The following is an 18,952-nucleotide window of genomic DNA, read 5'->3' as shown; positions in this document are numbered from 1 at the left end:
AATCAGCGCTTCGCAGCGTCAGCCTGGTGTGCCGGCGTGAGTCGGAACGGAATCGACATCTCGATGCCCTCCGGATCGCGCAGCTTGATCAGTTCGGGCCGGCCGTCGCGCTCGACGATTCTGGGTGCAGGATCGGCTTGGTGGTACCAGTAGATGGCGTTGGTTACCGAGCCATAGAAGTTCGGGGAATACGGCGATGCACGCCTGCCGGGCATCACGTCCTCGATGAGTCGGGACCAACCCGGCTCCGTTGTTCCATACCAAAGGTCCAGATAAACGGTGTTCCCTTCGCGCCAGGCATATGGGGTTTGCGTAAATCGATAGAGCTCATCGAACTCGGCAAAAGTTTTGGCGTGGGTTACCCGAAGCTTTAGATAAGCCTCTGCCGATACTGCAAAGACCTCGGCGGAAATGTGTCGGTGCAGGAGCAGCTTCGCGTTGCGATCGAACACCACGAGCTGCACGTCGTTCATGGCTTTGATTCTCGACAGCCCCACGACGTACCGCGAATCCGGCGTTATATGCAGATACGTCAGGGCCGGACTCGGCACTCGCGCAATCGACTTGTCGCGTTCGAAAAATTCGAGACTCGACACATTCGGCTCCACGCCAAACGGATTGTCGAGCGAGAACCTCAGCTGCTCCAGCACCAGCGACCAATCGTGCCGATGGCGGACCGTCAGGGTCGGGCTGTGCGCTGTGAGATCCTTTTTGTCGCCATACCGCGCCCGATCGGCAAACACAGGGTTCACCGACACCATCGCGATTGCCAGCAGGAGAACACGTGCTACGTTCATGAGCCGGCATCATAGCGACTTCGGATCAGGCCGTCGCTGCGCGAACAGCCACTCCAGCAAGTCCCGCTCCCGGAACGCGCGGGTCCACACGTCGTGGCCCACGCCCGGGTACTCCGTATACCTGACCGACGAATTAACGGTTCGCAGCGCTGCGACCATTTCGCGCGAGTGTGATGCGGGGACCGTGGTGTCTTCCGCGCCATGAAATGCCCATACTGCTACATCGCGCGCCGACAGAATTCGTTTTGTATCTCCGCCGCCGCACAAAGGGATCGCAGCGGCGAAGATGTCGGGATATCTCGCAATCAGATCCCAGGCGCCAAAACCACCCCTTGACTGCCCGATGACATAGACCCGACCCGTGTCGATACGCAGCTCCGAACTCAGCTCGCCCAGCAGTTCCAAAAGTGCCGCGACATGAGGCAAAGGTTCATCGCTCGACGAATGCCATCTCGATGTCTCAGGAATCTGTGGCGCGAGCACGAACGCGGGATGTCGTTCCTGCATCGCCGGTTCGATCCAGATATGGGTGCCGTCCGTATTGCCACCCGAAACCTGCTTGCGGTTGTCCGTGCCGGCGCCGCCGCTCCCATGCAAAAACAAGATCAAGGGCAGCGCCTGATCGCGTTTAGCGGCGCCTGGAAGGTAGAGGCGGTACGGCAGCTTCACTCCCGCCGCGCTCTGATACTCGCGTGCAACGAACCCATCGAGGATCGCATTGTCATTGGCGAAGCTCGCCAGTGGCGCCGCTACCAGTGCGACAAACAATGCAACGATAATAATCATGCCTGTAAAGAAAACCCGTTTCGCTTGCATGGGATTGCTGGCGCGCCGGGATGCTCGAAGGAGAACCGAATGAAGGTGGTGCGCGCTCTACTGCTTCTCGGCATGCTGGCGAGTCCGATCGTTTCGGCCACGGAGGTCAGCGGCAAGGTCCTGATGATTCTCTCGAACGGCGCATCCGCCGGCGAGTTCAAGGCCAAGAATAACTTGTGGGAGTACGCCGAGCCGCATCATATATTTGTGATGCACGGCCTGAGCGTGGACTTCGTCTCGCCCCACGGCGGCCCGGTGTCGTTTTCCCTGGATGCCGACGAGACCGATCCGCCCGGCATGGTCCATTACACGATCAAGTATGAAGGCTTCCGGCAGAAAGCCGACCGGACGCTCAAGCCAGAATCGATCGACGCGCATGGCTACAGGGCCGTGTTCATCGGCGGCGGCACCGGCACCCTGTTCGACGTGGCCGAGGACCACCGCTTGATGTCCATCATCGCGCGAGTTTACGAGAAGGGCGGAATCGTTGGCGGCGGCGGGCACGGGCCGGCCAGTTTGGGCAACGTGAAGCTCTCCGATGGCCGCTATCTGGTGGCCGGCAAGCGAGTCACAGGCTTTCCCAATTCGACCGAGCAAAGAAGCAAATGGACCAAGGGCGGAACGCTGCTGCCATTTCGGGTCGAAGACCGGCTGCGCGCCCGGGGTGCGCTGTTCGTGAGCAAGGAGGAGCTGCCCGACAAACACGATGTGGTCATCGACAGCAGAATCGTTACAGCGATGTTCTTGCCGTCGTCCGCGGCCGTTGCTCAGGAAATGGTCAACCTCATGAAATAGCCGTCGCCTGCCCTTCGATCGGAGAGGGAACCCTCCGGCGCCGCCATCGTTCCATCGGTATGGCCAAGCAGAGCGCAGCTGAAAGCCTTACCGTCGCGGGGCGTGAGATCGCGATCTCGAATCCGCAGAAAGTGCTGTTCCCGGAGCCGAAGCACACGAAGCTCGATCTGGTTCGTTACTACATTGCGGTGAGCGAAGGAGCGCTGCGAGGCGCTGGCGGGCGACCGAATATGCTGGTGCGCTACCCGAACGGGATCGAAGGCGATCACTTTTATCAGAAGCGCGCGCCTGCCAGCCGCCCGCCGTGGATCGAAGTGGTCGAATTGCATTTCCCTTCGGGCCGGGCTGCGGATGAAGTGGTGCCTCGTGACGCTGCCGCGCTGGCGTGGCTCGCGAATCTCGCATGCCTCGAACTGCATCCTCATCCTGTGCGAGCCGAGGATCTCGATCATCCCGACGAACTGCGCATCGATCTGGATCCCGTACCCGGCGTGACGTGGCAGCAGGTCCAGGAAGTTACAGCCATCGCTCGAGCTGTACTCGATGATTTCAAACTTGTTGGCTGGCCGAAGACGTCGGGCTCGCGCGGCATGCACGTATGCGTACGTATCGAGCCGCGCTGGACCTTCGATGAAGTCCGCCTCGCAGCTCTTGCGCTGGCGCGCGAAGTGGAGCGCCGCGCGCCGAAACTCGCGACGAGCAAGTGGTGGAAGGAAGAGCGCCAGGGGGTCTTCGTCGATTACAACCAAAACGCCAAGGACCGCACCGTCGCCGGCGCATATTCAGTACGGCCCAGGCCTGACGCGCGGGTCTCGGCGCCGCTCTCGTGGGATGAGGTCGAGATTTGCGATCCTGCGGACTTCACCCTCGCCACGATGCCGGCACGCTTCAAGAAGTCAGGCGACCTGCATGCACGCATCGATGAGCACGCCGGCTCCATCGAAGGCCTGCTCGAGCTCTTCGAGCGCCAGGGCTTGGGCGACGCGCCCTGGCCGCCACACTATCGCCGGCAGGACTCGGAGCCTCCTCGCGTTCAACCCTCCAAGCGCAAATCCAAACTGCCCCTGATCGAGATTGGGCGCGCACGCCGTAAAGAAGATGCTGTAGCGGGCGTTGAACGCTGGAAGGCGCGACACCCGGAAGCAGCAGCTCATTTGCAACCCGCTGACATACTCGTCGATGCGATGCGCGGGCGATACACGACGTGGACGCGGACTCGCATCAATCTGCAGCACGTCCCCGAAGCGCTGCGGCCGCCTCAGGAACCGCTCGATCCGGATGAGAAGATGCGCTCGAGCTCGTAAGGTTTGGTCACTTCGAGCTGATCGTAACGGCAGTCATGTGGCGGCTTGTCAGGTCGCCAGCGCAGAAAAATTGCCGCGTGCCGGAACCGATCGCCCTGCATGTGATCGTACTTCACCTCGCAGACGCGCTCGATCCTCAGCGGCTCCCATGACAAGTCCTTGCCCGCACTCCAGCGACTCTGACCGCCGGGCATGCGACTCGATTCCGCGGCCGCGCCTGCCCATTCGCGCCACGGGTGGTCGACCATTGCATTCTTGCGCAGCGGCGCAAGCTCTTTTACGAGCTGCCGGCGCACTGCCATCGTGAACGATGACGTGACTCCAACGTGCTGGAGCACTCCATCGTCATCGTAGAGACCGAGCAGTAACGAGCCCACCGCATCCTTGCCGCTCTTGTGATAGCGGAATCCCGCCACCACGCAATCCGCCGTGCGCGCGTGTTTCACCTTGATCATCGCGCGCTTGGCCGGCTGATACACACCCGACTCCGGCTTCGCAATCACGCCATCCAGGCCAGCGCCTTCGAAGCGCGTCAGCCAGTCGAGTGCGATCGCCCGGTCGCGTGTGACCGGCGTCAGATAGACGGGAGGCGCAACATCCCCGAGCAACTTTTCCAGAGCAGCACGCCGTGTCGCTTGCGGTTCGCCCATGAGATTACGCCCTGCCGCCGCCAGTACATCGAACGCGACAAAAGCGGACGGTGTTTCTTTCGCAAGCTTCGCCACACGCGATGCCGCCGGATGCAGCCGCAGCTGAAGCGCATCGAAATCGAGCCCGCCGGTCGTAGCGATCACGATCTCGCCGTCCACCACGCAGTTTTTTGGCAAGCGATCGAGCAGCACGTCGTGCAGTTCCGGGAAATAACGATCCAGCGGCCTGGAGTCCCGGCTCTGCAGATAGACGCTGTCTTTGCTACGGAACACGATCGCCCGGAAGCCATCCCATTTCGGTTCATATAGGTAGTCCCCTGCCGGCAGCTCGTCAGCGAGCTTCGCGAGCATGGGCTCGACCGGAGGCTTTACGGGCGAAGAGTCATTCATTCAAGTGGAACGGCCTCAGGCGATGCGCCGTTCCGCATGCGATCAAACCAACAGTCCGAGTTTCGTCGGAAGGCGGGCTTTTACGACCGTTCCGCGCTCGCGGCCAACTCGACGAGTAGCTCGTCGAGCTGCGTGAACGTTTCATGCGTGGCATCCGCCGCCCCGGTGCCGGCAGCGTCGAGCGCTTCCTTCGACGGATATAGCTCACTCATGACCAGCAGCGTCTTGCCGCCTTTCTCCTCCAGGGTCACCGTCGTGACGGAACCATCCTCACCACCTTCTTCATTGGTCCAGACGATGCGCGAATGCGGCGTTACTTCGAGGTACCGACCGAAAAACTCCATACCCTGGCCGAACACGAGGCGGTACTTGCCCCCGACGCGAACATCCATCTCGCAGGAGAGCAGGGACATGCCCATCGATTTCGGCACCCACCATAGCTTCATCAGCTCGGGCCTGGTCCACGCCTCGAATACGAGACGCGCCGGTGCGTTGAACGTTCGCGTGACGAGAATCTCACGGTCGGATTTCTTTTCGACAGTCGTGATGTTCTTCATGGTTGCGTGCTCACTTTCTCTTCTTCCGCCCATTGACCTTCTCCTTCCGTTTCATTTCCTCGACAACCTTGTCCAACTCGTCGAAGCGCGCGGCCCAAAGTTGGCGGTACTTATCGATCCACGCCATCTCCTCCTCCAGTCGCCGCGGGCCGATCTTGCAGGTCCGCACGCGCCCGATCTTCTCCGTGGTGACGAGGCCGGCGTGCTCCAGGACGCCGACATGCTTCTTCATGCCGGTGAGGCTCATGTTGAACTTCGCGGCGAGATCCGTGATTGATGCTTCCGCACTGCCGAGTTGCTCCAGAACACCACGTCGGGTGACGTCCGAGAGCGCAGCGAAGGAGGCATCGAGGGAGGCATTCGTATACTGAACCATGAGGTTCAGTATGTACCCACGGATAGGCGGCGCGCAAGAGGAGGTTGCAGGCGCGCTCGAATCAAGGCTTCACGAGTTATGCACTAATCGCTGATTCAGCGCGCGGGCAAAGCGGACACATGACACGAAGCCCGCGGACTCAAGCGTCGTAACCATCAATTTTGCTTGTTCGATGTCAGGAGCCCTCAGGACGCATCGCTCGCCGTCGAGGCACCGTTACAAACATGGGGACGTTCCCGGCCAGGGCCTTGGAAATATCGCCTGTTTCCAGGAAGTCGGCACTCTGGTAGCCAAATATCCAGCCTTCCTGGAGCTCTGAGACGCTCTCATCGAGTATGCGAAACCGGCTCCCGCCAGGCATCGCATCCAACTTCCGCCTGACGAGCTCTCTCGCCTGCTCCAATGTAACTGCCATCTTGTTCATCCGCGCCTCCCCAGACTGCAACTCACGAAGCCCCTGGCGTCAACCCGCCCCACGCGTTACGTTGTAGTGCTAGCGGTACCATTTGGGGATATCGGTCGAATGAAGCTACAACTATTCCTGGGCCTCTGCCTGGCCTTCGCCCCGTGCGTCACTCCAGCGCAAGACAACTCCTCCCTGCGCTTGCACGAGCGCGGCTACCTCACGCGCCCGGGCCTGGACGTGTTCGTCTTCTCCGACATCTACCCGGACGGCCATCAAACCGGTGTCACGATCATTCAACATGGCACGAGGGTGGCCGCGAACGGTGACGTGCGGCTCGAGAAATCGCCGGGGCAATGGTCGCCGATGCCTAAAGGGGGCGAACGCACCGTCGACGAGGACAGCGCGACGATCCGTCAGTACCTCTCCTATCCCGACCCGGAGAAGAATCGGCGAGGTTTCAATCCGATCTTTTATCCGGATCTGCAGCTCGGCTACTGGGTGCGCGTCACGCCCGAGCGCAACGGAGCCTTTCGCATTCGCGTGGATCTAGAGAAGCCATTGCCGCAGGAGTGGGTGGGACGAGTCGGCTTCAATCTGGAATTGTTTCCTACCGATCTGTTCGGGAAATCCTGGCTGATGGACGCCGTCGGCGGCATCTTCCCACGCCAGCCTGGCGGCCCGCTCGTTTCGAGCTCCATTTCCGACGCCGCTGCTTCGATCCCGCGGCAAGCCAATTCACCTACGGCCACCCCGGACAGCGGATTGACCGCGCCGCTCGCGATCGGCAAGCGTCTGGTTGTCGCCGCCGAGTCCGATCTGCAGCGACTGTCGATCGAAAGCGTCACGGGCTCGTTGGAGCTCATCGACGGTCGCAGTAATCACAACAATGGATGGTTCATTGTTCGCGGTGCGCTCGAGGCTGGAGCGGCGACACGCGCTCTGGAGTGGGTCGTCACGCCACACACAGTTGCGAACTGGCGCTACGAGCCGGTGATCCAGGTCTCTCAAGTGGGTTATGCGCCGGCTCAGCCCAAACGAGCGATCATCGAGCTGGACGCGCGGGAGATGACATTACACCCGGCGCGCCTGCTCCGTCTCACCGAGAACGGCTCACAGGAAGTGCTCTCGCTCACGCCGACCGCCTGGGGAAACTTTCTGCGCTATCGCTACGCCGCCGTCGACTTCAGCGCGGTCCGCGATCCCGGCATGTATGTGCTCAGCTACGGCGCCAAAACTTCACATCCATTCCGCATCGGTGACGATGTATATGCACGGCACGTCTGGCAACCGACGCTGGAATATTTCCTGCCTGCGCAGATGTGCCATATGCGCGTGAGCGAAAAGTATCGTGTGTGGCACGGCTTGGATCACCAGGACGACGCGTTGATGGCGCCCGTCAATCTCAATCATTTCGATGGCTACGTGCAGGGGCCGAGCACGCTGTCCCGGTTTCGGCCCGGAGAGTCCGTGCCTGGCCTCGCGGCAGGCGGCTGGCACGACGCCGGCGACTTTGATCTGCGGGTCGAGTCGCAAATCGGCACGGTCTGGCTGTTGGCGAAGATGATCGAGGAATTCGGTCTCGACTACGACGCCACCACGATCGATCAGTCGCGCCAGCAGGTAGAGATCCGGGACGCCGACGGCAAGAACGATGCGCTCCAGCAGATCGAACATGGATTGCTGAGCGTGCTGGGCGGCTATCGAGCGCTGGGGCGACTGTATCGCGGCATCATCGAGCCGGACCTGCGGGCCTATGTTCTGCTTGGAGATGCGGCTGTTCAAACGGACAACGCCGTGAGCAAACCGGTCGCCGGACTCGGCGTCGACAATAACGGTCAGCCCATCGTCGCGGACGATCGCTGGGTGTTCACCGAAGACAATCCGGAGCGCGAGTTGCACGTCGCCGCCGGCTTGCTTGCCGCCGGCCGTGTCCTGCAGGGCTACAACTCGCAGCTCGCCGACGAGGCAACGTCGGTCGCGAAGGAGCTCGTCGCCCGGGCGTCAGATAGAAACAAGGGAGCGGCGCGTGTGTTCGCTCTTGCGGAATTGATTCAATCGACCAATGACGCGCGCTACGTGCAGGAACTGGTTGCGATGGAACCGTTCATCGTCGCGCAACCCAAGGACAGCGCCTGGATGCTGGCGTCGATCCTGGATCGCTTGCCGAAACGTTTCGTTGCACGCGTCACCAAGGCGGTCGCTGAATATCAACAAGGCGTCAGCGCTCGCGCACGCACCGACTCGCCCTACGGTGTGCCCTATGAACCGAACATCTGGGGCGCGGGCTGGGACATTCAGAAGCGCGGCGTGCAACAGTACTTCTTCCAGAAGGGCTGGCCCAAGCTCACGAGCGTCGACTCATACGTCAACGCACTCAACTTCGTGCTGGGCGTCCACCCGGGCTCGAACACTGCGTCGTTCGTCTCCGGCGTCGGCGCGCACTCGGTCACGACCGCCTATGGCACCAATCGCGCCGACTGGTCGTACATCCCGGGCGGGGTGGTCTCGGGAACGAACCTGGTCCGTCCCGATCTGCCCGAGCTGAAAGTGTGGCCGTATTTCTGGCAGCAGACCGAATATGTGATGGGCGGCGGCGAGACGAACTACATGTTCCTCGCGCTCGCGGTGGATAAGTTGTATCGGGAGCACGAGCCGACAGCAGTCAGCCCTTGAGGCCGCTCTGTCACAATTCGCCCCCTTGGTTCGTCTTGAAGCTGCCTACATCTCATAGTGACGCTGCTTCGATCGAACCAAAGGGGGTTACATGGCCTGGTTGATGCTCATCATTGCGGGCTTGTGCGAGATCGTCTGGGCGATCGGGCTCAAGCACACGGAGGGTTTCACGCGCTTCTGGCCGACCGCCGTTACGCTCACCGCCATGCTCGTCAGCATCGTCCTGCTGGGAATCGCGATGAAATCGCTGCCGGTCGGGACGTCCTATGCGGTGTGGGTGGGGATCGGAGCGGTCGGGACGGCGATCATGGGCATTCTGGTGCTTGGCGAGCCCGCCAATGCCGGACGGATTGCCAGCCTGACGCTCATCATCGCGGGCATCGTCGGGCTCAAGCTGGCAACGCCTTAGTACGGCGTGCCGTCCTTGTGCACGAAGCGCCCGTCGGTGTTGGCGCTCATCATGTCGATCTCGGAGTAGTTGATGACGTCCTCCAGGTGGCGCGAGCCCATCTCCAGATAGACGGCGACCGTGGCGGATTTGTTGATCAGATGATGACCGTTGCCGGTGCCTTTCGGAAACGCCGCGCAGTCGCCTTTGCGTAGTACGGTCTCGCCGCCGTCTTCGACGAGCGTCAGCTCGCCTTCGAGGACATAAACGAATTCATCTTCGTGACTGTGCCAGTGACGCTGGCTCGACCAGTTGCCGGGTGGCAGCGTCATGAGATTCACGCCAAAGTCGCGCAGGCCACCCGCGTCGCCCAAGCGACGACGAGTGCGTTCGGCGCAGGGCGCATCGAAGGGCGGTGGATAGGGGCAACCCTTCCGCACGGTCACTTTGGAAATGTCGACCTTGGGCATGATTGCTTCACCCTCTTCAATAACTGCCGAAGGAAAATAGACATCCGCAGTCAGCATTAGCTGCTAGCGTCCGGACAAGAACCGGAGTGTGCCAGCGCAGCCGCTTCGTGAGAATCATCGCCTATCCTGGCCAACGGACACTCAACTTGAACATTTCCCGGCTGTATACATCGATCGTCGCGATCGTCGGCTTGCTCCCAAGCCATGCAGTCGCGGCGGAAGAAGGCCAATCGACCGAGGCAGTGTCGCAACAATCGCTCGACGACGCCTGGTGGACCGGCCCGATCATCGCGGCCGGCGCAGGCACGCTCCCACAAGGCCATGCCTTGGTCGAACCTTACATCTACGATGTGATTCGCTACGGCCGCTACGATAACGATGGCGATGAGCGAAGCGCGGCACGCACGCACTCATACGGATCCTTGACCTACATTCTCTACGGGGTGACCGATCGATTTACGGCGGGCCTGATCCCGACGTTCGGCTACAACAATGTGAGCGGCGGCCGGGACAGCTCGGGCATTCAGCTCGGCGATGTCTCGGTGCAAGGACAATATCGCCTGACGCAATTTCAACAGGGCAGCCCCATTCCGACCGTTTCTTTGGTCGTTCAGCAGACGCTGCCGACGGGCAAGTACGATCGCCTGGGCGAGAATGTGAATGACGGACTCGGTGCCGGCGCGAACACCACGACGCTGGCGCTCTACTCGCAGTACTACGTCTGGATGCCGAACGGCCGCATCCTCCGCAGTCGCTTCAACGTATCGTATGCGCTATCGGACGACGTGGACATCGAGGATGTCAGCGTCTATGGCACGAACGCCGGCTTCCGCGGAACTGCGAGTCCAGGCGATGTGCTCACCATCAACTCCGCCTGGGAATACAGCATCACTCGCGAGTGGGTGTTCGCCATCGACCTCATCTACCAACACGACGCGAGCACGCGAGTGGATGGCCTCCAGACCGACCCGGCCACCGGCAACATACAGCGCATCGACGAAGACTTCGGTTCGGCGTGGCGCTTCGGCGTTGCACCCGCCATCGAATATAACGTCACCAGTCGCGTCGGCGTCATCGCCGGCGCGCGATGGTTCGTCGCCGGGCGCAATACGAGTGCAACGATTACTCCGGTCGCGGCGATCAACATGGTGTTCTGATCGATCTCAGCTTCTCTTCTTCGCCTTCGCCCGCTTCGCGACCGGCTTCTTCTCGAGCCGCTGCGGGACAATGGTCTCGCCTCTCGCCAGCATCGCCACCAACGTCTCGATTTTCTTCGCCCGGCCCGCCGGCGTCTTCATGTTGTTGGTCCGGAAGATCAGCGAGAACAAGTTCTGGCGGTTGAGCGATTCGAAGGTCTTGCGCGCGCGAGCGTTTGCGTCGATGGCGGCACGGAGATCCTTGGGAATGGTGTCCGCGGAGGCGCTGCGAATCGGCGCGTAGGCGGCATCCCAACGGCCGTCGGCCTTCGCGGCATCGATATGCTTTTGACCATGCGGCGTCATACGACCGGCCGCAGTCAGACGCGCGACATTCTTGCGGTTGATGTCGCTCCAGATGCTTTTCGGCTTGCGGGGCGAATAGCGTTGCAGAAAGGAGATTTCGTCGTAGGACTTGCGAAGACCATCGATCCAGCCCCAGCACAGCACTACATCCAGCGCCTCGGCGCAGGTCACGGTCGGCTGGCCGGAGTCCTTCTTGAAAACTCGCAGCCACAGCTCGTCCTCGCGGTCGTGCTGCTTGCTCAGCCACTTCTCGAACTCGGCGGCCGAGCGGAAGCTTTTGATCTTTTTCGGATCGGGAATCACCTGTGCCATCGGCGTGCCGCTCTCCTTCAGTTCCGTCGCGTAGTCTAACTTAAATGTCCTTCAATTCTTTTCGATGGTGCGCCGTCCTGCGGTCGTGGATACTGCATCGTCCATCGTGTTGAGGTTGTTCGATGAGTGGCCTGGGTCGGCAAAAGCGTGTGCAGTTCGATTTCGAAGTCGAGTTTCTGAATGGCGGCGGCATCCAGGGGCAGGAATTCCGGCTGGACATCGAAGGCGACGACATCGACGACAGCGCGCTGGCACAGTACATCGTTCAAGATCTGCGGCTGCTGATGGTCGGGCGCGTGACGATCTTGAACAAGACCATCATCGTCGAACCTCACAAACGCTCGCGCGCGTCGACGCCGGGCGAGGACAACGCGAGCCACGCGACGCTGATCGATCTCAGCCACACCATCGAAGACGGCATGATCACCTACAAGGGTCTGCCGGCGCCGATCATCTGCGATCATCTCAGCCGCGCACAATCCAGAGCTCTGTACTCTCCCGGTACGGAGTTCCAGATCGGCAAGATCACGATGTGCTCCAACACAGGCACCTACATCGATAGCCCGTTTCACCGCTTCCCCGAGGGGACGGACATCGCCGGTTTAACGTTGGATACGCTCGTTGGATTGAGCGCCGTGGTCGTGCACGCCGATGGCATGTCGGGCCGCAAGATTCCGGCAGAGGCATTCGGTGCTGTCGATGTTCGCAGCAAAGCCGTGCTGATTCACACGGGATGGTCGCGTCATTGGCGCACCGATCAATACTTCGAAGGCCACCCATTCCTGACGGCGGCGGCTGCCGAGTATTTGAAGAAGGAAGGCGCGAAGCTCGTCGGCATCGATTCTCTCAATATCGATGACACCAGCGACGGCCATCGGCCCGTTCATACCACGCTGCTGGGCGCGGGCATTCCCATCGTCGAACACATGCGGGGGTTGGAGTTGGTGCCGGCGACGGGCGCAACCTTTACGGCTGTCCCACCGAAGGTGAAAGGAATGGGAACATTTCCGGTGCGCGCGTTCGCGACAATCCCCGGTCAGCGCGCTACTTAGAAGACGACGCCTTCCGGTCGCGCAGCGGCTCGAACGGCACGGGCGGCTCGGTCGGATGTTCGTATTCTTGCGCACCGAATTGCGAGCAAACATGGGTAACGCCGTTGACCTTGGCCCATGCCCGCGCCTCGTCGGGACCGTGGGCAACGACCAGCACGCGGCGATGCCCCAGATCGCCGAAGGGCTTGCCCGCTTGCTTCTCGTGCCACTTCGATCCCAGCTTCGGATGCTCGAGCATGATGCCGTCCACGTAGCGCTCGCCGCTCAGGCCGTGCGCATCGCCGCGATCCCAAGCGCCGTTTGAAACGATGATGAAACCCGGGTTGATCGCGCGCCGCTTCTCATCGAGTCGTCGCACCAGGTCGATGGTGCCATCGGTCCATGCATCCTTCTCCTGCTGCGGCCAACTCTCCCAATCAGCCAGCTTGTTCCACGGCCGCGCACCCAACGAATCGAGAAACACTCCATCGACCTGGCCATCGCGCATCAACTGCTCCACATAGTCGACGACGTGAAGGATCCAGCGCGAGCCCGGCCGCATGTCGGTCATGTGAGTCTTCGGATAGCTGACTCGCTCGCCTTCGCGCGGATACGGCCACAACGGCACGCGTGTCGGATCATTCATGTACAACTCGTTATCGAGCGCACACACGCGATGATCCGGACGAGCTGTAGCGCTGATATAGAGAAGAACCTCCGCCCCGCGACTTCGAGCCTGCCGGAACGCCGGCTCATTCCGATTGCAACGTCCGGCGATGATCATTCCCGTCGGCTGCGCGTACAGCGACACGTTCGTCGTGTCCTTGAAAGCAATACCGAGCGGATTAGCCGACTCCGCTCGATGCGCTTGCATCAGCGCAAATGCTGCCAACCATGGAATGCAACCAATGAGCCGCATAGCTATCTCGCTGTGCCAAGATGCCGGGCAGACGTATCATTGCCTCGATACAAGAGCGAGGCGCAACATGCTCCGACTGGCATCGCCGGATGATCAGGACACGGTGTACTCCATCTACATGCATCCTGACGTCATCCCGTACCTTGGCTATGACCCCATGTCTGCGGCGGAGTTTCGTGCGGTCTTCCAGGAACTGGTCGATTGTCGCTCGTTCTATGTGCTGGAGCAGGAAGGGAGCATCGCTGCATTCTGCAGAACCACGCGTCAGCCCGGGCGCGCCTCCCACGTGGCCACACTGGGGACCCTGGCCGTCGCGCCTCGCTGGCGCGGCACGGGAATCGCCCGGCAACTGCTGGAGCAAATTTTTACGCTGCTGAAAACGCAAGGCGTGCTCAGGGTGGAGCTCATGCTGGAAGTCGACAACCCGCGTGCGTTTGCTTTCTATAGCAAACTCGGCTTCGAGCAGGAGGGCATCATGCGCGCCGCCTACAAACGCTCCAGCGACGCTCACTACACGGACGAGATCTTCATGGCCAAGCTGTTGGCCGATCTTCCTAGCGCGTGATTCCAGCGGTCACGCCCCGCCCTTTCCCCAGCCGCGGCGGCTGTTCGATCTGCTTGGGAAAGTGGCGGTGGTATTCGTCCATCCACATCTGGTTGATCTCGGCCGGCGCCGGCATGCCGGAGACGCGCATCCAGGTGACGATGGTGTAGCGATGCCCGGCGGTGACCGGGCGGACGCCGTGGATGTAATTGTGATCGGATGGGAAGCAGACCAGCGTGCCGGCTTCGGGCTCGATGACCAGATCGAGGGCGGGAAAGAACAGTTCGCCGCCGGAGAAGTCGTCGTTGATGAAGTAGACGACCGACAGGTCCCGGTCCAGCGTCTTTTCCCACAGCTCGAGGCCGTTGTCGTCCTTGTAGAGCGTTTCGGCATCGACGTGCGGAATGTAGTGGCCGCCGACCCCGTAGTGGAGAATCTGCGATGGCTCGCAGTCGCGCACTTCGATCTTGTAGAACGGATTGATGATCGACGCGATACAGGCATCGTCGATGGCCGCGAGTTTCTTCTCGATGGCCCTGGTGAGCTTCACCTGCTGCGTGTCGCGGATCTGTTTGTTGATCACCCACTCCACTTCGCCGGCCTGCGCCTCCTCCTCGAAATTCGAGACCGGCGAATCCGTCATGCCGGCACGGCGTAGAAAACGAGTGAGCTCCGCGAGATCGGCCGATCCCACGGCGTTTCGCCGCACCAGTACACCATCGCGCAAGTTCATGACCAAAAGGCTAGCGAGATACGCCGCTCACATCAACGCGGGACTCGGAAAACATCGGCGTCGTCATAGAAGGCAGGATTTTCATTGTCGGACCACCAGCCGGGCACGCCGAGCACCGGCATGGGCAGGAAGTCTTTAGCAGCCAGGCGCGCGCGCGCAAGGCTCGAGGCGATCGCGTCGTCAGTCAAGTCCTCGATCAGCCAGACATGAGCCGTGATGGCCTTGCGCGGTTGCATCAGCTTTTCGAGCAGCGCATGACCGAACAGTGCGAGGCGCGCCGACTGCCACTCAGCGCGATGATCGATGAAGAGCGCCTTCCAATCACGCGAGCGCAATGACTCGACCAGCGTCGGCGGCGCTTGCAGTATCGCAGCGTTCTCATCGAACAGTGTCAGAGCATCGCGTAAGGGACCACGAGCACCGACCGCACCGCCTCGTGCGGCAATCTCCTGGGCGTGGATCGCGTTCAAGCGCCGCTTGGTCGTGGGGTAACTGAGCCATATCAGCCCGTTGAATAAGTCGTGCAAGTTGTCCCGCGTGGGAACACAGGCCGTGCGGGCGATGAAAGATTCGTAGGGCTCGCCGTCCGGCAACGCGGCCTGCTCGACGAAGCGCACAGCGCCCTCACCCGCTGCGTTCAACGCGTCGGCCACCGAATCCGACTTCGCTGCCGCCAGCACGTTTCGTGCGACACGCGCATAGGGCAAGAGCCACGGAGCCGGTGTATTCAAAGCCGCGGCCAAGGAGGCCAGTGCAGACGTCATAAGCGATGGATGAGTGCGGGAGCCAGCGCCCTATTCTAGGGTCGGAACCCATGACGACGGCGGACGATTTCAGTGGCAGGTCTCCTGATCGCTGAGAGCCGCCATGATTCGCAAGCTCGCCTCGGGCGAATATCGCCTGTACTCGAGGAAAACCGACCCACGCACCGGCAAACGCCGCAATCTCGGCACGTTCAGAACTCGTTCTGCTGCCGAGAAGCACGAACGCGAAGTGCAGTACTTCAAGCGTCATTGACGACGGCGTGCAGCAGGTAATCGGCCGACATGCGCCGCTCTGAAGGGCGGCGCGGTGCGACGTGCGTCTCAATCGCACACCCGCCGCACGTATCTTCCCCACTCAAGGAAACCCTCACAGGGTCGATGCACTTCAGACACACCAGCCAGCAGCGGAATCGAAAACGCGGGCCGAGCATGCTCACCGGTCGCGATATATTAGAGACACATGAAGAGCACGCCGACGCGCCCCGCCGATCATCGACCGCCTGGACTGGATGCGATCCTGCGCCGTTTGCGCAGCAGCTCTGGCTTTCCGACGCTGTCGACCACCATCGTCGACATCAACAGCGTCGTCGCCAACGAGTCGCACAGCACCAGGCAATTGACACAGGTCATTCTGCGCGACGCTTCGCTCACCACCAAGCTGCTGCAGGTGGTCAATTCCGCGCTCTATGGCCAGTATCACGGCCGCATCCGCACCGTCTCCAAAGCGGTGATGATCCTGGGCTGCGACGAAGTGCGGAACACGGCGATGGCCTTGACCATGCTGGAGTTCGCCAAGGGGCGCCCGCAAGAGAAGTCGCTGCAGAACGAGCTCATCGGCGCGTTCTTCGCAGGCGTCGTGTCGAAGCAGCTGGGCCAGCGCCTCGGCATCCCGAATAGCGAGGAAGCGGTGATCTGCGCCATGTTCCAGAGTTTGGGACGGCTGCTGGTGACCTTCTTCCTCTACGATGACATTCAAAAAATTCGCGCGCTGGTCGAAAAGGAACTGCCCGAAGAGGCCGCGGCCGAGCGAGTGCTTGGCGTGTCCTATCGCGAGTTGGGCGTGAGCGTTGCCCGCGAGTGGAATTTCCCCGGCCGGTTGGTCGAAGGCATGGAGACGCTCTCTGCTCGGGAGATCTCCGCACCCTCGACCGATGTCGATCGACTGAAGATCGCCGCCAACTATGCCAACGATCTATACAACGCCGCGCTACGCACGCCTGCATCCGCTAAATCCGCGGCGCTGTTCGCACTGAGCAGGCGTTACAGCCCCGCGATCAAGCTGGACGCCAGAGAGCTGACCGCCATCATCGATCAAAGTCTCAAGGAGATGGCGGAACGCACCACGGCACTCGAAGTGCCTGCGGAGAAGAACGCGACGTGGCAAGCGATCCGCGCCTGGAGCGGCAGCGCGCCGGACGGTGGCGAGACATCGGATACCGAAACCGCAAAGGCACCTGACCCGCTGACACAGCACGTCGACGCCATCGACGCGCAGGAAGAAAAGGAAGTGGCGGCGGCCGAAACTCCACAGCAGGCGCTGTCCGCCGGCATTCGCGACGTGACCGAAGCGCTCGCCTCGGACTGCTCGTTGAACGACCTGCTGCACATGGTGCTGGAAACCATGTATCGCGGCATGGGCTTCACACGCACCATGATCTTCATTCGCGACGGGCGCATGAGCACGATGCGTGCGCGCTTCGGCTTCGGCGCGGACATCGAGCGTGTCATTCCTCAGTGCTCGTTTCCGTTGGCGTTCGCGCCCGACGCGTTTCATGTGTCGATCGAGAAAGGCGCCGACATCGTCATCGAAAATGCGCAGGCGGAGAACATCGCTCAACGCATTCCGGATTGGCACCGCAAAGCGATTCGGGCCAAGAGTTTCATCCTGCTGCCGGTGATGCTGAAGGAACAGGCGATCGGCCTGTTGTACGCGGACTCGGACAAGCCCGACGGCATCAAGATCGATGCCGAACAACTTGGATTGTTACGAACGCTGCGAGGTCAGGTGACGCTGGCGTTCAAGCATTGCGCACCAGGGCGCGGTTGAATCAGCCGCCGCTTTCTCGGACCGCCATCCAGAGATCGCGCACATAGTCGAACAACCAGCACGCCAGCTCCAGGCGATGCCAGGTCGTCAATTCGGTGAGCGAGGTGTACGCACTCAGCAGCTGCTCGCGCTGCAGCTTGTCGTAGTTGTGATAAACGCACACTGACGCGAGATCGAACAGCCGCTGCCCGACGCCCGCGTATTCCCAATCGATCAACCGCAGTTGGCCGTCATCGGTGACGTTCAGGTGATGCACGTCGTTATGACACAGGGTGGCGGCGGAGTTCTCGCGCAACTTCAATGCTACTTGCAGCGCGCGCTCGCGCAGTGACTTGGTCGTCAGCGCCGGTTGAATACCGCGTTCCTGAAGCGTGCGGAAGTAGCCTTCGAGCGTGTCGTTCAGCTCCACGCGACGGACGCCGAGCGGCGGCGACAAGCGATGCAGACGACGAAACAATTGGCCGAGCCGCTGGATGTTGTCTTCCCGTACGGCATCGGCCTCGGCCCAGGTATCGCCGAGATAGCGCGTCACCAGCACTCGCTGCGCAGGATCGCACAGGAGCACTTCCGGCCCGATGCCTGCCTCGCTCACCACCGCGAGCACGGCGGCCTCGCTCTGCCGATCGATCTGCAACGCCTGCTCGGCGGCATTGCTGATGCGAACGACGACGTCGTCCTGCTTGGTGCGCACCAGCCAGCTGTCATTGGTGAGCCCATGCTTGATGGGCTCGCAGGACAGAACCGCCTCGACGGCGATGCCCAGAACCCGCGCGGCGATATCGAGCGCGCCGGCGGCTGTGCCAGCGGACGTCATGTCAGCTCACGTCGATGGCGCAGCGGCACTCTGAAAAGCTTGTTCCCTTCGCCACACAAAATATCCACGCACCACGATCCCGAGATAGATGATGAACAATACCGTGGTGGCCAGCAGGCCCTGGCTGAAGTACAGCCAGGCAGCGACGGCGTCGACCACGATCCAGTACAACCAGTTCTCGATTATGCGTCGCGCGACCATCCAAGTGGTAACAATGCTGCCCCAAGTGACGAAAGAATCGAGATAGGGCGCGGGCGAGTCGGTCCATCGCGACAGTGCCCAGCCGTTCAGCGCGGTCGCGATTATGACAAGCGCGGCCACCATCACATGTTGGTTCACAGTCCACGACTCGATCCGCACCTCGCCCGACTCGGTCCGTCCGCGCTTCCAGTCGATGAAGCCATACACCGCCATCACCAGGTAAAACACCTGCAAGAGCGACTGCATGTACAGCGACGCCTTCGCGAACAGCACCAGATAAATGCTGGTGCTCACGAAGGCGCACAACCAGCACAGCAGGTTGCGGCGTACTGCAAGCAGCAGGTAGGCCAGACCGATCAGCGACGCCGCGGCTTCCCACGGCGAGGTTGCCAGGAATTGCTCGACGATGATTTGCGTCATCGGCGCCGGAGCCAGCGATGCCTTGAGGATGGCTTCTTCCATG

The 18,952-nt window shown here is 61.3% G+C and carries 22 protein-coding genes; 9 read left to right on the top strand and 13 right to left on the bottom strand.

What is annotated here, in order from left to right:
- Window positions 1-2 precede the first annotated feature (2 nt).
- Window positions 3-797 carry a hypothetical protein gene (locus tag GYH35_RS17390; protein ID WP_161829069.1) on the bottom strand — a complete coding sequence of 265 codons (795 nt, stop codon included), beginning with the start codon at window positions 795-797 and terminating at the stop codon, window positions 3-5.
- A gap of 9 nt (window positions 798-806) precedes the next feature.
- Window positions 807-1,613, bottom strand: a complete 807-nt coding sequence (locus GYH35_RS17385) for a carboxylesterase family protein (protein ID WP_161829068.1) — start codon at window positions 1,611-1,613, stop codon at window positions 807-809.
- Between the two features lie 39 nt (window positions 1,614-1,652).
- On the opposite strand from GYH35_RS17385, the gene GYH35_RS17380 reads away from it, so the two are divergent.
- Both GYH35_RS17380 and ligD read left to right on the top strand, forming a co-directional pair.
- Window positions 1,653-2,408, top strand: a complete 756-nt coding sequence (locus tag GYH35_RS17380) for a type 1 glutamine amidotransferase domain-containing protein (protein WP_161829067.1) — start codon at window positions 1,653-1,655, stop codon at window positions 2,406-2,408.
- A gap of 59 nt (window positions 2,409-2,467) precedes the next feature.
- The gene (gene ligD, locus GYH35_RS17375) at window positions 2,468-3,712 is read left to right on the top strand and encodes a non-homologous end-joining DNA ligase (RefSeq protein ID WP_161811170.1); all 1,245 of its coding nucleotides are present in this window, start codon (window positions 2,468-2,470) and stop codon (window positions 3,710-3,712) included.
- On the opposite strand, the gene GYH35_RS17370 is transcribed toward ligD, so the two are convergent.
- The 4 genes from GYH35_RS17370 to GYH35_RS35475 form a co-directional block, all read right to left on the bottom strand.
- Window positions 3,667-4,752 carry an ATP-dependent DNA ligase gene (locus tag GYH35_RS17370; RefSeq protein ID WP_161829066.1) on the bottom strand — a complete coding sequence of 362 codons (1,086 nt, stop codon included), beginning with the start codon at window positions 4,750-4,752 and terminating at the stop codon, window positions 3,667-3,669. The two genes, ligD and GYH35_RS17370, sit on opposite strands and share 46 nt — an antisense overlap.
- An 80-nt stretch (window positions 4,753-4,832) precedes the next feature.
- Window positions 4,833-5,309 (bottom strand): SRPBCC domain-containing protein, encoded by a 477-nt coding sequence (locus GYH35_RS17365; protein WP_161829065.1) that lies wholly within the window; start codon window positions 5,307-5,309, stop codon window positions 4,833-4,835.
- A 10-nt stretch (window positions 5,310-5,319) separates the two neighbouring features.
- Window positions 5,320-5,685, bottom strand: a complete 366-nt coding sequence (locus GYH35_RS17360; protein ID WP_161829064.1) for an ArsR/SmtB family transcription factor — start codon at window positions 5,683-5,685, stop codon at window positions 5,320-5,322.
- A gap of 175 nt (window positions 5,686-5,860) precedes the next feature.
- Window positions 5,861-6,100: a YrhB domain-containing protein gene (locus tag GYH35_RS35475; protein ID WP_161829159.1), complete on the bottom strand. Its 240-nt coding sequence runs from the start codon at window positions 6,098-6,100 to the stop codon at window positions 5,861-5,863.
- Between the two features lie 108 nt (window positions 6,101-6,208).
- Between GYH35_RS35475 and GYH35_RS17350 the strand changes: the two genes are divergently transcribed.
- On the top strand, window positions 6,209-8,764 hold the full coding sequence (locus GYH35_RS17350; protein WP_161829063.1) for a cellulase N-terminal Ig-like domain-containing protein: 2,556 nt from the start codon (window positions 6,209-6,211) through the stop codon (window positions 8,762-8,764).
- A 91-nt stretch (window positions 8,765-8,855) separates the two neighbouring features.
- On the top strand, window positions 8,856-9,173 hold the full coding sequence (gene sugE / locus GYH35_RS17345; protein ID WP_161829062.1) for a quaternary ammonium compound efflux SMR transporter SugE: 318 nt from the start codon (window positions 8,856-8,858) through the stop codon (window positions 9,171-9,173).
- Here the strand turns inward: sugE and GYH35_RS17340 are convergent.
- On the bottom strand, window positions 9,170-9,622 hold the full coding sequence (locus GYH35_RS17340; RefSeq protein ID WP_161829061.1) for a cupin domain-containing protein: 453 nt from the start codon (window positions 9,620-9,622) through the stop codon (window positions 9,170-9,172). The genes sugE and GYH35_RS17340 overlap by 4 nt on opposite strands.
- A 146-nt stretch (window positions 9,623-9,768) precedes the next feature.
- Between GYH35_RS17340 and GYH35_RS17335 the strand changes: the two genes are divergently transcribed.
- Window positions 9,769-10,779, top strand: a complete 1,011-nt coding sequence (locus tag GYH35_RS17335) for a transporter family protein (RefSeq protein WP_202624379.1) — start codon at window positions 9,769-9,771, stop codon at window positions 10,777-10,779.
- Window positions 10,780-10,785: 6 nt separating this feature from the next.
- Here the strand turns inward: GYH35_RS17335 and GYH35_RS17330 are convergent, their stop codons facing one another.
- On the bottom strand, window positions 10,786-11,436 hold the full coding sequence (locus tag GYH35_RS17330) for a YdeI/OmpD-associated family protein (RefSeq protein WP_161811162.1): 651 nt from the start codon (window positions 11,434-11,436) through the stop codon (window positions 10,786-10,788).
- Between the two features lie 122 nt (window positions 11,437-11,558).
- Here GYH35_RS17330 and GYH35_RS17325 point away from each other — a divergent pair, with 122 nt between their 5' ends.
- Window positions 11,559-12,488 carry a cyclase family protein gene (locus GYH35_RS17325; RefSeq protein WP_161811161.1) on the top strand — a complete coding sequence of 310 codons (930 nt, stop codon included), beginning with the start codon at window positions 11,559-11,561 and terminating at the stop codon, window positions 12,486-12,488.
- Here the strand turns inward: GYH35_RS17325 and GYH35_RS17320 are convergent.
- The gene (locus tag GYH35_RS17320; protein ID WP_161829060.1) at window positions 12,481-13,113 is read right to left on the bottom strand and encodes a hypothetical protein; all 633 of its coding nucleotides are present in this window, start codon (window positions 13,111-13,113) and stop codon (window positions 12,481-12,483) included. The genes GYH35_RS17325 and GYH35_RS17320 overlap by 8 nt on opposite strands.
- 130 nt (window positions 13,114-13,243) lie before the next feature.
- Between GYH35_RS17320 and GYH35_RS17315 the strand changes: the two genes are divergently transcribed.
- A complete protein-coding gene (locus tag GYH35_RS17315) occupies window positions 13,244-13,951 on the top strand; it encodes a GNAT family N-acetyltransferase (RefSeq protein WP_235936799.1) in 708 nt (235 codons plus the stop codon).
- On the opposite strand, the gene GYH35_RS17310 is transcribed toward GYH35_RS17315, so the two are convergent.
- Together GYH35_RS17310 and GYH35_RS17305 are read right to left on the bottom strand one after the other, a co-directional pair.
- Window positions 13,941-14,663, bottom strand: coding sequence for a prolyl hydroxylase family protein (locus GYH35_RS17310; protein WP_202624378.1), 723 nt, complete (start codon window positions 14,661-14,663; stop codon window positions 13,941-13,943). The two genes, GYH35_RS17315 and GYH35_RS17310, sit on opposite strands and share 11 nt — an antisense overlap.
- 32 nt (window positions 14,664-14,695) lie before the next feature.
- Complete coding sequence (locus GYH35_RS17305) at window positions 14,696-15,427, bottom strand: DUF3025 domain-containing protein (protein WP_161829059.1); 732 nt, start codon at window positions 15,425-15,427, stop codon at window positions 14,696-14,698.
- Window positions 15,428-15,530: 103 nt separating this feature from the next.
- Here GYH35_RS17305 and GYH35_RS34625 point away from each other — a divergent pair, with 103 nt between their 5' ends.
- A complete protein-coding gene (locus GYH35_RS34625; protein ID WP_129775733.1) occupies window positions 15,531-15,680 on the top strand; it encodes a hypothetical protein in 150 nt (49 codons plus the stop codon).
- Window positions 15,681-15,887: 207 nt separating this feature from the next.
- Window positions 15,888-17,474: an HDOD domain-containing protein gene (locus tag GYH35_RS17300; RefSeq protein WP_161811157.1), complete on the top strand. Its 1,587-nt coding sequence runs from the start codon at window positions 15,888-15,890 to the stop codon at window positions 17,472-17,474.
- Between the two features lies 1 nt (window position 17,475).
- Here the strand turns inward: GYH35_RS17300 and GYH35_RS17295 are convergent, their stop codons facing one another.
- Both GYH35_RS17295 and pnuC read right to left on the bottom strand, forming a co-directional pair.
- Window positions 17,476-18,288: a phosphotransferase gene (locus GYH35_RS17295; RefSeq protein WP_161811156.1), complete on the bottom strand. Its 813-nt coding sequence runs from the start codon at window positions 18,286-18,288 to the stop codon at window positions 17,476-17,478.
- A 6-nt stretch (window positions 18,289-18,294) separates the two neighbouring features.
- Window positions 18,295-18,951 (bottom strand): nicotinamide riboside transporter PnuC, encoded by a 657-nt coding sequence (gene pnuC / locus GYH35_RS17290; protein ID WP_202624377.1) that lies wholly within the window; start codon window positions 18,949-18,951, stop codon window positions 18,295-18,297.
- Between the last annotated feature and the right edge of the window lies 1 nt (window position 18,952).

Source organism: Steroidobacter agaridevorans, assembly GCF_009932555.1.
Taxonomy (GTDB): Bacteria; Pseudomonadota; Gammaproteobacteria; order Steroidobacterales; family Steroidobacteraceae; genus Steroidobacter; species Steroidobacter agaridevorans.
This window is presented reverse-complemented; position numbering and strand designations above follow the sequence as displayed.

Bases quoted from the DNA above. Each gene is read 5' to 3' on its own strand.
- GYH35_RS17370 (WP_161829066.1), bottom strand. From the start codon at position 4,752: ATGAATGACTCTTCGCCCGTAAAGCCTCCGGTCGAGCCCATGCTCGCG.
- sugE (WP_161829062.1), top strand. From the start codon at position 8,856: ATGGCCTGGTTGATGCTCATCATTGCGGGCTTGTGCGAGATCGTCTGG.
- GYH35_RS17320 (WP_161829060.1), bottom strand. From the start codon at position 13,113: ATGAATGATCCGACACGCGTGCCGTTGTGGCCGTATCCGCGCGAAGGC.
- GYH35_RS17325 (WP_161811161.1), top strand. From the start codon at position 11,559: ATGAGTGGCCTGGGTCGGCAAAAGCGTGTGCAGTTCGATTTCGAAGTC.
- GYH35_RS17310 (WP_202624378.1), bottom strand. From the start codon at position 14,663: ATGAACTTGCGCGATGGTGTACTGGTGCGGCGAAACGCCGTGGGATCG.
- GYH35_RS17385 (WP_161829068.1), bottom strand. From the start codon at position 1,613: ATGCAAGCGAAACGGGTTTTCTTTACAGGCATGATTATTATCGTTGCA.
- GYH35_RS34625 (WP_129775733.1), top strand. From the start codon at position 15,531: ATGATTCGCAAGCTCGCCTCGGGCGAATATCGCCTGTACTCGAGGAAA.
- GYH35_RS17340 (WP_161829061.1), bottom strand. From the start codon at position 9,622: ATGCCCAAGGTCGACATTTCCAAAGTGACCGTGCGGAAGGGTTGCCCC.
- GYH35_RS17295 (WP_161811156.1), bottom strand. From the start codon at position 18,288: ATGACGTCCGCTGGCACAGCCGCCGGCGCGCTCGATATCGCCGCGCGG.
- GYH35_RS17315 (WP_235936799.1), top strand. From the start codon at position 13,244: ATGATCATTCCCGTCGGCTGCGCGTACAGCGACACGTTCGTCGTGTCC.
- pnuC (WP_202624377.1), bottom strand. From the start codon at position 18,951: ATGGAAGAAGCCATCCTCAAGGCATCGCTGGCTCCGGCGCCGATGACG.
- GYH35_RS17330 (WP_161811162.1), bottom strand. From the start codon at position 11,436: ATGGCACAGGTGATTCCCGATCCGAAAAAGATCAAAAGCTTCCGCTCG.
- GYH35_RS17390 (WP_161829069.1), bottom strand. From the start codon at position 797: ATGAACGTAGCACGTGTTCTCCTGCTGGCAATCGCGATGGTGTCGGTG.
- GYH35_RS17365 (WP_161829065.1), bottom strand. From the start codon at position 5,309: ATGAAGAACATCACGACTGTCGAAAAGAAATCCGACCGTGAGATTCTC.
- GYH35_RS17360 (WP_161829064.1), bottom strand. From the start codon at position 5,685: ATGGTTCAGTATACGAATGCCTCCCTCGATGCCTCCTTCGCTGCGCTC.
- ligD (WP_161811170.1), top strand. From the start codon at position 2,468: ATGGCCAAGCAGAGCGCAGCTGAAAGCCTTACCGTCGCGGGGCGTGAG.
- GYH35_RS17380 (WP_161829067.1), top strand. From the start codon at position 1,653: ATGAAGGTGGTGCGCGCTCTACTGCTTCTCGGCATGCTGGCGAGTCCG.
- GYH35_RS17350 (WP_161829063.1), top strand. From the start codon at position 6,209: ATGAAGCTACAACTATTCCTGGGCCTCTGCCTGGCCTTCGCCCCGTGC.
- GYH35_RS35475 (WP_161829159.1), bottom strand. From the start codon at position 6,100: ATGGCAGTTACATTGGAGCAGGCGAGAGAGCTCGTCAGGCGGAAGTTG.
- GYH35_RS17305 (WP_161829059.1), bottom strand. From the start codon at position 15,427: ATGACGTCTGCACTGGCCTCCTTGGCCGCGGCTTTGAATACACCGGCT.
- GYH35_RS17300 (WP_161811157.1), top strand. From the start codon at position 15,888: ATGAAGAGCACGCCGACGCGCCCCGCCGATCATCGACCGCCTGGACTG.